This window comes from Acinetobacter sp. LipI_23, assembly GCF_058243045.1.
On record NZ_JBZAYJ010000001.1, the window covers coordinates 2,092,975 to 2,107,194 of the forward strand.

13 protein-coding genes and 1 pseudogene are annotated in these 14,220 nt (G+C 41.3%); 5 read left to right on the top strand and 9 right to left on the bottom strand.

From position 1 onward, the window contains the following. Nucleotides 1–125: 125 nt before the first annotated feature. Together AC4CVD_RS10290 and coq7 are read left to right on the top strand one after the other, a co-directional pair. Nucleotides 126–1,445, top strand: coding sequence for an MFS transporter (locus AC4CVD_RS10290; RefSeq protein ID WP_490753049.1), 1,320 nt, complete (start codon nt 126–128; stop codon nt 1,443–1,445). A 4-nt stretch (nt 1,446–1,449) separates the two neighbouring features. Continuing rightward, on the top strand, nt 1,450–2,085 hold the full coding sequence (coq7, locus tag AC4CVD_RS10295; RefSeq protein ID WP_004696505.1) for a 2-polyprenyl-3-methyl-6-methoxy-1,4-benzoquinone monooxygenase: 636 nt from the start codon (nt 1,450–1,452) through the stop codon (nt 2,083–2,085). A 68-nt stretch (nt 2,086–2,153) separates the two neighbouring features. On the opposite strand, the gene AC4CVD_RS10300 is transcribed toward coq7, so the two are convergent. After that, on the bottom strand, nt 2,154–2,681 hold the full coding sequence (locus AC4CVD_RS10300; RefSeq protein ID WP_227518555.1) for a COG3650 family protein: 528 nt from the start codon (nt 2,679–2,681) through the stop codon (nt 2,154–2,156). Nucleotides 2,682–2,814: 133 nt separating this feature from the next. On the opposite strand from AC4CVD_RS10300, the gene AC4CVD_RS10305 reads away from it, so the two are divergent. Next, nucleotides 2,815–3,516: an IS1 family transposase gene (locus AC4CVD_RS10305; protein WP_005005861.1), complete on the top strand. Its 702-nt coding sequence runs from the start codon at nt 2,815–2,817 to the stop codon at nt 3,514–3,516. A gap of 34 nt (nt 3,517–3,550) precedes the next feature. On the opposite strand, the gene AC4CVD_RS10310 is transcribed toward AC4CVD_RS10305, so the two are convergent. From AC4CVD_RS10310 to AC4CVD_RS10345, 8 genes are all read right to left on the bottom strand, one after another. Then, nucleotides 3,551–3,994, bottom strand: a complete 444-nt coding sequence (locus AC4CVD_RS10310; RefSeq protein ID WP_125274746.1) for a 2-amino-4-hydroxy-6-hydroxymethyldihydropteridine diphosphokinase — start codon at nt 3,992–3,994, stop codon at nt 3,551–3,553. Continuing rightward, a complete protein-coding gene (folB, locus tag AC4CVD_RS10315) occupies nt 3,951–4,331 on the bottom strand; it encodes a dihydroneopterin aldolase (RefSeq protein WP_010327015.1) in 381 nt (126 codons plus the stop codon). The genes AC4CVD_RS10310 and folB overlap by 44 nt, the downstream gene beginning before the upstream one ends. A gap of 144 nt (nt 4,332–4,475) precedes the next feature. Next, nucleotides 4,476–5,774: an ABC1 kinase family protein gene (locus AC4CVD_RS10320; protein WP_218288336.1), complete on the bottom strand. Its 1,299-nt coding sequence runs from the start codon at nt 5,772–5,774 to the stop codon at nt 4,476–4,478. 57 nt (nt 5,775–5,831) lie between these two features. Continuing rightward, nucleotides 5,832–6,602 (bottom strand): HesA/MoeB/ThiF family protein, encoded by a 771-nt coding sequence (locus AC4CVD_RS10325; RefSeq protein WP_490753050.1) that lies wholly within the window; start codon nt 6,600–6,602, stop codon nt 5,832–5,834. Nucleotides 6,603–6,678: 76 nt separating this feature from the next. After that, the gene (locus tag AC4CVD_RS10330; protein WP_148825832.1) at nt 6,679–7,209 is read right to left on the bottom strand and encodes a hypothetical protein; all 531 of its coding nucleotides are present in this window, start codon (nt 7,207–7,209) and stop codon (nt 6,679–6,681) included. A 117-nt stretch (nt 7,210–7,326) separates the two neighbouring features. Next, nucleotides 7,327–8,964, bottom strand: a complete 1,638-nt coding sequence (locus AC4CVD_RS10335; protein WP_490753051.1) for an AMP-binding protein — start codon at nt 8,962–8,964, stop codon at nt 7,327–7,329. Between the two features lie 259 nt (nt 8,965–9,223). Further along, nucleotides 9,224–10,360 (bottom strand): acyl-CoA dehydrogenase family protein, encoded by a 1,137-nt coding sequence (locus AC4CVD_RS10340; RefSeq protein ID WP_490753052.1) that lies wholly within the window; start codon nt 10,358–10,360, stop codon nt 9,224–9,226. 262 nt (nt 10,361–10,622) lie between these two features. Then, complete coding sequence (locus AC4CVD_RS10345; RefSeq protein ID WP_490753053.1) at nt 10,623–11,393, bottom strand: 3-hydroxyacyl-CoA dehydrogenase; 771 nt, start codon at nt 11,391–11,393, stop codon at nt 10,623–10,625. Between the two features lie 143 nt (nt 11,394–11,536). Here AC4CVD_RS10345 and AC4CVD_RS10350 point away from each other — a divergent pair, with 143 nt between their 5' ends. Both AC4CVD_RS10350 and AC4CVD_RS10355 read left to right on the top strand, forming a co-directional pair. Further along, nucleotides 11,537–12,562 carry an AraC family transcriptional regulator gene (locus AC4CVD_RS10350; protein WP_490753054.1) on the top strand — a complete coding sequence of 342 codons (1,026 nt, stop codon included), beginning with the start codon at nt 11,537–11,539 and terminating at the stop codon, nt 12,560–12,562. Nucleotides 12,563–12,890: 328 nt separating this feature from the next. Then, nucleotides 12,891–14,213: pseudogene (locus AC4CVD_RS10355) on the top strand (sphingomyelin phosphodiesterase). Nucleotides 14,214–14,220: the final 7 nt, after the last annotated feature.

Genomic DNA, 14,220 nt, shown 5'->3' on the forward strand with positions numbered 1-14,220 from the left:
ACAAAAGAACTGAAATCTATTGATTATTTTACCCAATTTCAGGTTTTAAATATCTTACATGATTTTATTGGACGTTTGAGCAATTAGTCACATTTCTTAATAAAACTTAATGCAGTGCAAAAAGCATGAAAAACAATGAACATCTATTAAGTACCCGTCGTTTTCTTCCCATGTTTATTACCCAATTTTTTGGTGCTTTAAACGACAATGTCTATAAACAAGCTTTGCTTTTAGTCATTACTTATGGATGGATTAATCAACAAGCTACAGATGTCAGTACCTTAAATAATTTGGCCGCGCTGTTATTTATTTTGCCTTACTTCATTTTTTCTGCAACCGCAGGACAAATTGCCGATAAGTTTGAGCGCTCACAACTCATTCGTGGCATCAAAGTTCTAGAAATTGTGATTATGCTCATCGGTTCCGCGGGTTTCTTATTGGGCAATTTATGGCTACTGCTCTTGGCTCTATTTATGATGGGCACACATTCCACCTTCTTTGGCCCCATTAAATACGCCATTTTACCTGAGATTCTAAAACCGAATGAACTCATGTCAGGCAATGCGCTATTTCAGTCGGGCACCTCCATTGCTATTTTAATCGGGATGATTTTGGGTGGCGCAGTTATTTCGGTTTCTCAAGGCAATCTTATTTGGATCAGCCTGACTGTCGTCATCATTGCTGTTTTGGGTTATCTATCCAGTCGATTTATCTTAAAACAACAAGTCAGCTCACCCGACTTAAAAATTGATTGGAATTTCTTTAGAACCAGTTTTCAAACACTCAAATATGCCAAAAGCCTCCCCCTCATCTTTATGATTTTACTGGGGAATTCGTGGTATTGGTTTTACGGCGCAACCTATCTCACCCAAATTCCACAGTTGACTCAACAAAACCTACATGCATCAGAAAATGTCGTCAGTCTTTTACTCACGTTCTTTTCTGTCGGGATTGGAGTCGGCTCACTGCTGTGTCGTAGAATTGGTGGCTCTGAAGTGAATATTAAAATGGTGCCAATCGGTGCAATTGGGCTCACTCTATTTGCCTTTTACTTAGCTTTGAGTCTGGCTTTTGTACCTGAGCGTACAGGCGCAATGATGAATGTTGCAGATATGTTTAACCACGGTGCAATTTACTACCATGTCATGCTTGCGGTGACCTTGCTCGGCATCAGTGGCGGTTTTTATATTGTGCCGCTATACGCCATGATGCAAGCCTATTCACCGCGTTCACACCGTGCACGCGTTGTTGCCGCAAACAACATATTAAATGCGGTGTTTATGGTGTCTTCTGCTGTATTTTCGATTATCATTTTAACTGTTTTGAAGATTGATATTAAAATACTTTTCAGCATTACTGCTGTATTAAGTGCGGGCTTTACGCTGTGGTTGTTATATCGACTCAAACCCATGCTAAAAACTGTACAACCTGAGTTAGAGGACTAAAGTTATGCGTCATTACACTGGCATCGATAAATTTATCAATTCTTTTGATCAAGCCCTGCGTAGCTTAGTTCCGGGCACAACGTCTGCTCAACGTGAAAACCCAGGCAAGGCGGTCGAAACCCAACTAGCAGTGAGTGAAGCGCGTCATGTTGCAGGTTTAATGCGGGTCAACCATAGTGGCGAAGTGTGTGCGCAAGCGCTTTATCATGGGCAAGCTTTAACGGCAAAACTGCCGAATGTACGCCGTGAAATGGAACAAGCCGCAATTGAAGAACAAGACCATCTTGCATGGTGTGAAGACCGCTTAAAAGAGCTAGACAGCCATACCAGTCTGCTTAATCCAATTTGGTACGGTTTATCCTTTGGTATGGGTGCAATCGCAGGCATTGCAGGCGATAAATATAGCTTAGGTTTTGTTGCAGAAACTGAACGCCAAGTGAGCCTGCATTTACAGCATCACATCAGCCAACTCCCTGCTCAAGATGACCGTTCACGCAATATTCTTGTGCAAATGAATGAAGATGAATTACACCATCGTGATACAGCACTGAATGCTGGCGGAGTCGATTTACCGATTCCTGTCAAAATTACCATGACGGCTATTTCCAAACTCATGACCAAGACCAGTTATTTTATTTAAACAAACATGCTTTAGCCCAATAAAAAAGCAGTGGAAAAACCACTGCTTTTTTATTGACTCTAATTCGCTTATTCCGCTGATATCGGCAGTAATAAGGTATTACCCGCTTGCTTTAAATTCGCCGTATATTTTGATGCTAGTGATGGATTGGATGGATAGCTTTTCCCATTGTACTTCAGTACAACTTGCCCTAAACCTCGGGTATAGACCGATAAATCACGCCAACCTTGGGTTTGGGTACTTAAAGCATAAATCGGGGTAGATGAAACAGTCATTTTGCTATGCGGTTGAAAACTTCCATTTACAAGACCTTTAAAGACCAACAACGTACAGCCACCTGAACCACACCACTCCATCCCACTTAACAACACCACGGCATCATCGATTCCGTCTTGGTTTAAGTCATATAAGCGAGTTTGATAATCTGATTGATCTTGGGTATAGGCCTGAACAGCTAGTTTTAACCCTTGTTTTTCAGTCGTTTGAGATACACTCGTTATATCCATAGCAGTTGTCGCTGTCGTTTTGGACGGAGTTGAATAACAACCCGCTAAAAACACTGCTAAAGAAAGAGCACTCAAAATTTGTATTTTCATGAAAATAGCTCGCTGCGAATTATATTTTATAAGCATATTAAGCCAGTTCAAGTGCCAATCACACTTCGATATGTGGTGGTGTATCAAAAAGTATGCTAAAAAAAAGCAGGTTGAATTTTGATAAAATAGAGAAATGCAAATAACTCTAGAAATCAAATGTCCAACCTGCCTCAGTGACAGTATAAAGAAAAATGGCATCAAAGTAGATGGGAAACAAAACTACCAATGCAAAGACTGCAAACGTCAGTTTATTGGTGACCATGCTCTGAGCTATCTAGGATGTAATTCTGGCATTACTCGTAAAATATTACAGTTAATGGTCAGAGGCAGCGGTATACGAGATATCGCTGAAGTTGAGCGCATTAGTATCGGTAAAGTCTTACGGACTTTAACTGAATCGGCCTATCAAATTCAGCCTAAACAAAGTCATTATGAATCTCTCGAAGTAGATGAATTCTGGACTTTTGTTGGAAATAAAAATAATAAACAATGGCTTATTTACGCCTACCATCGAGAAACAGGTGAGATTGTTGCTTATGTTTGGGGTAAGAGAGATTTAGCTACAGTCCAAAGGTTGAAGACAAAGCTTAAACAATTAGGTATTCACTACACCCGAATTGCAAGTGATCATTGGGACAGTTTCATCACTGCTTTTAAAAACTGCAAGCAAAGTATTGGTAAGTTGTTTACTGTAGGAATTGAAGGTAATAATTGCAAAATAAGGCATCGAATAAGGCGTGGTTTTAGAAGAAGTTGCAATTTCTCCAAAAAGCTTGAAAACCATTTTAAAGCCTTCGACTTAACCTTCTTTTACATCAATAATGGCTTCATTTAATGTCAGCATACTTTTTAAAACACCACCCGATATGTTACTTGGCTTCCAAGCAGCTCACCGTTGGAAATACATGCGCTTGATGTTGAAATGCATTATCCTTCCACACATCGAACATTGGAATTTTAACATCTAGAGCCAAAGGCAATTTTTTGGGATTGAACTGCATATGTTCTAAGTTTTCACCCCATGCAATCAAATCGACATCCAGTGAAATCTGATGTGATGGACGGACACGCCCAGATGCTGCTTCCATATTTTTCAGCAATACCGAAATATCGCCAACAGACAAAGATGATTTAAGCAAACACGCTGCATTCCAATAATCTGCCCCAACTCCATCACGGCATGGAATTAAATAAATGTTCGAAAATTGCAGTTGCCCAATTTTAGCAAGTTGCTTAGAGGCATATAAAAAATGTTGCTTTGGATTATTATTACTCGCCAGAGCTAGGGCGAAAATCGTTTCGGTGGCGTTCAAGACGAATTCCTACAGAATTTGCTTGCGCGATAATGGCAGGCTTACGGATGGTAATATTAATCGATTCAATCGCATGAAAGGTAGAAAAAAGTGCATTGATGACCAATTTTGCCGCATGTTCAATCAGTTCAGGCTTGGCGTCTTGAATGACCTTTGCTGCAATTTCACAAATTTCAGCATAATTTAAGGTATGGTCTAAGTCATCTGAGTTTGAAGCTTGTTCCAAATCTGTTTGAATAATCATATCCAACATTAAAGGCTGAATAATCTGACGTTCCCAGTTAAAACAGCCAACCACTGTTTCAACTTTTAAGCCTTCAATGATAATTGCGTCCACATTATTACCTTTAACAGATTTTGACTTTTAATCCCTGCCTTGCGAAACCATGTTTCTCACCGCTTAAACAGGAAAGCGTTTTTCAGTCCCTCCTTTCAAAAGAAGGATTGAAAGGTTCTTTTGGTGAATGTGCTTCAAAAGAACTTAGTTTTTTAACAACACATTTGGATCCATAGTTTGCACCATTTGCAAACGCTGGTCAGCATAGATGTCGGTATACGGTGCAAGGATGCGCATGAAACGATCGAAATACAGCATCTGTTTAAATAACAAGGCAAAATCACGCGGGAAGCGAATACCGTGACGCTCGCCTACTGCAACCATATCCATCATGATGTCATTTAAATCTGCTGGGTTTGAACTCAGCAATTCTTGCGGATCTGCCAACAACACACCACTAAATAAACGCTCAAGATCTGCAGCCAACACTTGCGTATCAATCTTCACTGCGGTCATGCCCATTTTCAGCATGTTTTCCGCCATGAGTGGATAATCCGTTTTTTGTAAGGCATCCATAAAGGCGATACAAGCTGTCCATACTTCAGGTTTCAACTGTCCCACAATGCCGAAATCAATAAAACCCACACGACCATCATCAAGCAGCATCAGGTTTCCAGCATGTAAGTCAGCATGGAAGCTATTACACATCATTAGACTACCAAACCATGTATTCATGGCAGTTATCAGGACTTGTGAAGGATCTTTACAGCGCTTTTTAACCACTTCAAAATCAGTTAATGGCACACCGTAAAGACGCTGCATGGTGAGCACACGGCGAGTCGAATATTGATGATAGACCTTAGGTGCCATCGCCTTATGGTTTTGCGTGATATTGAGATAGTTCACAAAGTCATCCAGATTACTGGCTTCTTCAATGAAATCGACTTCACGAACCATGCGGGTTTTAATTTCTTCCACAATGTCTGCAAGCGATGCAAATTTGACTTTAGGCACTGCTTTTTCTAAAACCTTGGTTGCCCAGTGCAGAACATTTAAGTCGGTATAGAGAATTGTTTCTACACCCGGCTTTTGTACTTTAATCACTACATCTTCGCCCGTCACCAGCTTTGCAGCATGGACTTGGGCAATAGACGCTGAAGCTAACGGTGTTTCATCAATCGATGCAAAAATCTCAGACAGGTTTCGGCCTTCAAACTCAGACGCCAAAACCCCTTGTACATAACTAAACGGTAAAGATGGAGTTTGGTCTAAACAGCCTTGAAACTCTTCAACATATTCACGTGGAAAAAGTGAAGGTGTACTCGCAATAAACTGACCCAACTTGATATAGGTTGAACCCAGAGACTCGAAGGTTTCACGCATCAGTTTGGCGTTACTTGGTTTTTCAGTTGCGTACTTAATACCTGCACGCGCTGCAATGACTGCTGTTTCCCCAACACGGGCAACAGAACGCAGTCCATCTAAAAAGATATTGTTCTTCATAATATCGGTCAAAAATAAATTGTAGTGAGTGTATCAAAGAATGAAAAAATTGTAGGCTTATCTTGCCTGACAAACGGGACAATCTGTATCTTTTTCGAAAGCAAGTAAACGTTGTTTCATACTTAGACCATCCCAAAGCAACAGGCGTTGTTTGAGTGCGGTTACATTTAAACCCAAATATAAGAGTGCATGATGCGCTTGAAGGCTGGCCATCACGTTTGGCGTGGTGGCGAGAACGCCCGAATCTGCACAGCGTAGGCTTTCATTCGCTTGTTCTTCTTTCGGGAACAAGCATTCATAGCAAGCGGACTCACCTTCCACCATAAACAGTTGCCCTTGAAAACCAATGGCCGATGCACTGATGAGTGGAATATTGGCCACTTTACACTGCTTATTGACCAAATACCGTGTCGTAAAATTATCACAACCATCCAGGACTAAGTCTTGGCCTGCAATTAAACTAGCTGCATTGGCTGTATCAAGTTTTACAGCATGCGCATGGACTTTGATGTAGGGATTGATCTGCTTTAAACGCTGGGCCAAAACCTCCGCTTTATAAAAACCGACATTATTTTCTACATAGGCAATCTGTCTTTGGAGATTACTCACTTCGATCGTATCAGCATCAATCAGGGTGATTTGCCCTACGCCAGCACGTGCCAATAACTCCGCAGTCATACAACCAATGCCGCCACAGCCGACAATGAGTACGTTGGCCAACTTGAGTTTTTCTTGTGCCTCTATATCCCAACCGTCCAATAAAATCTGACGACTATAGAGGTGCATTTCAGCATTACTGAGTTCTAGACTTTCATCTAACTCGTCCATGATTCAGCCTTTTGCTAAAGAAAATGTTGATGGCGAATTATACCCATGAAACTACAATAAGTTATGAAAAAGGTTTTCAGCGAATAATATTATTCTTTATCTTCTCACACAGATTATCAGCCATAGTTTTATATTCTACAATAGATGAAATTTGTGGTGAAAAATCAATTGTATGTGCAGATGTATTTCTTAACTTTTTCAACTCATGAATGGCTATTGCATCTTCATTAGAAATTAACTTTTCTTCTCTCAACTTATTAATCGTATATCTAGGAACCGTTGATCCTATTAAAATATTTTTACTTTTAGCCAGCTCCACTAGAGCCTGATCAACTTTCAGCCAAGAAGTCTGAACGACATCTCTTGGGGACATTTCTATTTCTTTGAGTTCCTCAATACTTAATTTAGTATCTGGATTGTTTTCAGAATTACTTAATTGATCAACCTTTCTTTCAAATTCTATTTCTAGAAACTCACCAGCCTTAAAATTTTTGATCGATTGTACTAACGAAATAATTTCATGTTTGTAAGAAATAAAAACTACTATTAATATTAAAGGCCATGCGAGTGAACTTACTATATTAGAAATAAAAGTCAGCCAATCCATTTAAACATTACCTATATAAAATATATAAAATACAAGGCAGTAATTATATCTTAACCCATAACAAAAGCACCCTTTCGGGTGCAAAATCATATAAGATTTAAAACATCAAAGACGTAGTTAAATTATGCTTTGTACTTTCGCCACTTCCTGCTGTTTCAGCAAATTACGTTGAATTTTTCCACTCGACGTTTTTGGCAAACTTTCAACAAACTCTATTTCTTTCGGATACGCATGTTTAGATAAACGTGAGCGCACATAGGCTTGAAGTTTGCTATCCAATTCCTTAGATGCTTGGTACTGTGGTTTCAGCACCACAAAAGCTTTCACCACTTCCGTACGCTCTGGATCAGGCTTACCAATCACAGCTGACTCGAGTACTTCCGCACACTCAAGTAAGGTACTTTCGACATCAAAAGGCCCGACGCGATAGCCTGACGTTGTAATGACATCGTCAGCACGACCTACAAAGTCGATACCGCCAATTTCATTCAGCTTGACCGTATCACCAGTTAAATAATACTGTCCCACAAAGGATTTACGGTTATTACCACCATAGCCTTTAAACCATGTTAGTGGTGACTGGCTAAAGTCTATCGCCAACGTTCCTATTTCACCGTACTTCACTTCTTGGTAGTTCGCATCAAGTACAGCAAAGCGATGTCCTGGGTTGGCAAAGCCTGCCGACCCAACTTTTTTCTCATGCTCCAATGCATGATGGTTGGCAATCACCATGCCCAACTCAGTTTGTCCATATTGGTCATAAATGTTGACGTTCAGATCATTATTGAACCAATGAATCACTTCTGGGGTCAAAGGCTCACCCGCACTACTGACGGCGCGCAAGTGGGTTTTAATGGTGGGATCAAACTTTTCTTTAAAACCAAAGAACATCCGAAAAGCTGTAGGCGAACCCGTTAAATTACTGACGCGATACTTTTTAATGACTTCAACCGCATGATCGACGCTAAATGCACGCTCATCCATAATGATGCTATGTCCCAAGCTGAGCGGCCCTGTAATACCGTAGTACAACCCATAAGCCCAACCCGGATCAGCTAAATTCCAAAATGAATCGTCTTCTCTTAAATCGACTGCATGTTGCATATAGCCCTTAAAAGCCAAAACTGCTTTTAAAGGAACAGGCACGGATTTCGCCAAACCGGTGGTGCCTGAGGTAAACATCATCAGGAAATCATCATCAAAGCTACGTAAAACAGCTTCACATTGATCGGAATGTTGTTCTGCTTCCTGCCAAAAATCAGCTTCATTGCTAGTTAAGTTTGTTCCTGCATTCACAGTCAGGATATGTTTGACTTCAACATGATTTAGCTTTGGACGTTGCTCTGCATTGGTTACAATCAATTTGGTGTTTGCAGTTAACACTCGATGTTCAATCGCCTTCGACTCAAAAGCAGTAAACAAAGGCTGATAAATCGCACCGATCCGCCATGTGGCTAAAATCGTAATCAACAGCTCAGGCGTACGCGGTAACAGCCCTGCGATACAGTCACCCACTTGAATCCCACTACTTTTAAAATAATTTGCCAACTGAGCTGAGGCAACATCGAGCTGTTCAAAACTCCATTGCTCAGACTCGCCATTTTTTCCTTCCCAAATGAGTGCTGTTTTTTTCTGCCCTACATAGCGCTGACAGCACTCAATATAGGCATTGATTGCATTGGGTTGGCCGACCAATTGTTCTTGAATCAGTTGCTCATAGTTAAATTCTTGATGGGCTTGTTCTAATGTCTTCATCACGACAACCTCGCATTATCCATTTTTTAAGGCCAAATCCACTTTGGCCGTCCATGTTCTTTATCGTTTTAAGCATTGAACTGACCTGATTGTCAGTCCTATATTGTTTGAAAACCTCGAGCAGTTCAGTTGCTCTATTTAATGACTGTAATTAACCGCTGTACCTAGATAACCATGTTTTAAATGCACCTACAATTTCCAAATCCCTCAATGAAAGTGCAGGCTTTGAACATCGACCAAGGTCTAAAACTGAGTAGACTTAAACCTTGGTGACTTCACGTGCAATGACAAGACGCTGGATATCAGACGCCCCTTCATAAATCTGGCTCACACGGACGTCGCGATAAATTCGCTCAACAGGAAAATCTGAAACATAGCCATAGCCACCATGAATTTGAATCGCATCAGAACAAACACGCTCTGCCATGGTTGAGGCAAACAGTTTGGCCATAGAGGCTTCTTTTAAACATGGCAAACCTGCATCCTTCAAAGCGGCTGCATGGAGAATTAACTGACGTGCTGCTTCAATTTGCGTCGCCATATCGGCTAAACGAAAAGCAACAGCCTGATGTTGCACAATTTCAACACCGAAGGCTTTGCGGTCATTGGCATATTCAACTGCTGCATCTAAAGCGGCACGCGCCATACCGACTGATTGCGCTGCAATACCAATACGTCCCGACTCCAAATTTGAAAGTGCAATTTTATAGCCCTCACCTTCCGCGCCTAGCAAATGATCTGCCGGAATGCGGCAGTTCTCCAAAACAATGGTTGCCGTATCCGAACAGTGCTGCCCCATCTTTTCTTCTATACGAGAGACAATATAGCCTTCGGTATCGGTTGGGACTAAAAAGCAAGAAATACCTTTCTTCCCCGCAGCTTTGTCTGTGACTGCAAAAACCAAAGCGACTTGAGCATGCTTACCTGTGGTAATGAATTGTTTGGTTCCATTCAGCACCCACTCATCGCCCTCACGAACGGCCTTGCACTCCAACGCACCTGCATCTGAGCCTGCTTGTGGTTCAGTGAGACAAAAACAACCCAACCACTCACCTGTGGCAAACTTGCTTAAATATTTCTGCTTTTGTGCATCAGTTCCGTAGCGCTGGGTAATACCGCACGGCAGTGAGTTTTGCACACTGACAATGGTCGAAATCGCACCATCACCTGCTGCAATTTCCTCAAGTGCTACCACCAGTGAAATATAATCTAAGCCTGCACCACCCCATTCAGGTGAAACAGTCATACCCAAAGCACCTAACTCACCCAGCTCTTTAAGTTCTTGCGCAGGAAACTGTGCCGTTTTGTCACGTTCAGCTGCAGTTGGTTTCAGTTTTTCCTGCGAATAACTACGCAGCATATCCTGAACCATTTTTTGTTCTTCATTTAAAAGCATGGAGTATCCCTTCTCTATTCAGGTTATTAAATTTAATAAATATTTGATACACGGCGACCCATTCGCAACCTGAAAGCCTTTCAAAAGATAATGTTTCTGCGAGAAAGTAGTCTGTAAATTCAATAGAACAGGTTTTGTGAATGGAGATGGTTTTGCCTACTTTTTTCGAAAGAAAAGTAGGTCGAACCGAAGGTTATAAGAAGCCATTACTTATCGACGCAAAGACTTCGTCATAAACTCAAGGATCACAAGTCAAAATAGATTATTTAGGCTGCATACGAATCGCGCCATCTAAACGAATCACTTCACCATTCAAATAATTATTTTCAAAAATATGCCCCACAAGCTGAGCAAACTCTTCAGGTTTTGCCAAACGCTTCGGAAATGGCACCATTTCACCCAACGCATCTTGTACATTTTGCGGCATCGCCTTCAACATTGGTGTTTCCATAATGCCCGGAGCAATAGTCATCACTCGAATTTTTTCACGTGCTAGCTCGCGTGCCAGCGGTAAAGTCATCGAGACAATAGCACCCTTAGAGGCTGCATAAGCGGTCTGGCCAATTTGTCCGTCATAGGCTGCAACCGAAGCTGTATTCACAATCACTCCGCGTTCTTCTTCACCAGCTTGAAGTTCATATTTCGCGATTAACTGCGCAGCAAAACGCAGCATATTAAAAGTACCTGAGACATTGATGTTTAATACTTTTTGGAATAACGCCAGTTCATGAATACCATCACGACCCAACACTTTGGCTGAAGGTGCTACACCCGCACAGTTCACCAAACCATTCAATTGCCCATATTCAGCCTCGACTTCTTGGAAGAAACTTTGCACAGCGTGCTCATCAGTAACATCGAGGCTTTTAAATTGAGCATTTTCACCCAACTCACGCTGTAGCTCTTCACCTAAAGCTTGGTTCATATCCACCAAAATGACTTTCGCACCTTGTTCAATCAAATGACGTGCTGTTGCTGCGCCCAAACCCGATGCTCCACCCGTGACGACAAAAACCTTCCCTTGAATCTTCATTTATTTTTCCTTGTATGATTGAATGCTACGACTTAAGAAGAAATGTAAACACAGAAGCACTTGAGTACAATTTCCAAATATTGCATCTTCCATGATGGTTTTGGACAATGCTGAAAATGCACAATAAAAATATGGACGCCGCTATGACTGCATCGGAACATGCAAACGCCCAGAAAGACTCCATTTCAATTGCTTTGGTACACGAAGCATTGGTTGAAGCTGAAAAGCAGGGATATGCAGTTGCTGATATTTTGAAAAATGCAGGCATCAATAGCGAACTGTTAAGTGCGACAAAAACACGGGTCTCAGTCAATCAATATGCACAGCTCTGGACTGAACTGGCCAATGTCATGAATGATGAGTTTTTTGGAATGGATCGCCATGCTATGCGCCGTGGCAGTTTTCAGTTTTTATCTAAATCACTATTACACACTACCCAGCTCGACCAAGCCATTCAGCATATTTTGCAGTTTATGAATTTGGTACTAGACGACTTTAGCAGTCAACTCATGGTGCAAGAGCATTATGCCTATATCGTGATTTATGAACGACAACAGCCCAAGCGCATGTTTAGTTACGCAACTTACATCATGCTGATTCATGCCCTAATGTGTTGGCTAGTGGGGCAACGGGTGATTTTGAATCAAATTCAACTCAAATGTGATGCACCTACAGATGACATCGACTACAAAGTTCGTTTTTGTGAAAATATCCAGTATCAAATGGCTGAAAATTATATCCAGTTTGATGCCAATTATTTAAAAATGCCCATAAAACAGGACAGTAAATCGTGGTATCAATTTATTCAACAAACCCCACATATTTTACTGACCCGTTATAAAAACCCACATTCAACCAGTGCCCAAATTCGTCGCTATTTAATGCAAGAACACCCGATACAGTGGCTTGAACTGTCTGAAATTGCCCATCATTTCAATATGTCTGAGGCAACAATTCAGCGTCGACTGAAAAGTGAAGGTTTCAGTTATCAACAGCTCAAAAATGATATACGCCGTGATATGGCGATTGAGCTGCTCAGTAACAGCCAAGTATCATTACAAGACATTAGTACTGAACTCAATTTTCATGATCCGAGTGCTTTCCATCGAGCTTTTAAAAAGTGGACAGGCGTCAGTCCTGGCGCCTATCGTCAAAATAAGGACGCTTAACCTAGACCGATTGATATAGGTGGCAATGAGACGCTCATGCTCTTTCCACATAATAAATAACCAACCCATAAAATTTTCTCGTTCAAGTCAAACCTTATCATCCAACTGTTCAGGCTTGGGTTTTGATTTGCAAAATGAAATGTCAACAGAGCTTATAAATTAAATTGAATTTTTGATGCTCATTCATCGGAAAATCAGGGTGCTGTCGCACTTTGTCACTGACTTAAAAAAATTACCTGCCATAGTGATCTCGTCATATTGTTTTACACAATATTGAATAAAAACATCATGGAGGGAACACATGAGCACCCAATTAAATAAAAACTTAATGAAAAACATCGGATGGTTATCATTATTGCTGTGCAGTCAGCAAGTGATAGCAGACTCATACATTTATGTGACCAATACCACCCCAGAAACGGTATCCGTCAATATTAATCATCATGGTACACGCACCTTAACTCAGGGGAGTCAATGGGCTCAAGAAGCCACCCAAATTGCACCTTATGAAACCAAACGTGTACTGCGTTTTAACCGTTATACTGGGGTAAAGTCAGGTCAAACTTATAATTTTGATACCGTGATTACAGGCGGTGGTTCCAGTGTCACCCTGAAGCAATCTATGACTGGCACTTAGTCTGGCAGTGATATTAAACACTCTGCATCTGGCAGTGATTTCTCTGCACCATGGTTTAACGATCGTAACATTCAGCGCTTCAACACCAATTATGCAGGAAAAGCAGCGCAGACTGCTTTTAAAGCTGAATACACTGGTGGTTATGACGACTTCCACTACACTATCCATCAAAATACCGTGCCAGAACCCGTTGTCAGCAGTGCCGATGAGTTTAAAGTTTTAACCTACAATATTTATGCTCTTCCTTTAGTGGCAAGTAAAATTGATTCGCGTTTAGAACAACTGCCGCAAAACCTAAAAGGCTACGACGCGATCTTATTCCAAGAAACCTTTGCTTCTGGTCGTACTGCCATGTTGGCCAAATTAGCACAGGAATATCCGTACCAAACTTATATTCCAATCGGTTCAGGTTTCAATATCTATGACAGCGGCATATTGGTTGCAAGTCGCCATCCAATTGTAAAAACAGATCATTTTATTTACCCGAGCTGTACGGGGATTGACTGTTTTGCCGATAAAGGCGTGATTTATGCTGAAATTCTCAAGAATGGCAAAGCCTATCATGTGACCTCCACGCATACCGCATCGTTTGATACCGACGCGGCACGTGATATGCGCCAGCAAAAATTTAAGCAAATCCGCGCTTTGGTCGATAAGCAAAATATTCCATCATTTGATGCAGTGCTCATGGGCGGTGACTTTAATGTCAACAAACTCCTGTGGCCACAAGATTATGCTCAAATGCAAATTAACTTGAATGGTACAGTACCAGTCAGCACAGGATATACCGCATCGAACTTCGATCCACGAGTGAATAAACTCGCAGGTGCAGGACTTACGGGTGGCTCTACCGTAGAGTATTTAGACTACGTGGTGTCATCCAATAACCACCGTCAGCCTATGCAAGCACGTAATGATGTCCGCATTCTTCGCTCGGCTGCCGACCCCGTATTTATGACTTGGGACTTATCTGACCACTTCCCAGTAATGAGTCAATTCCAATACAACCCATAAGGAAGAA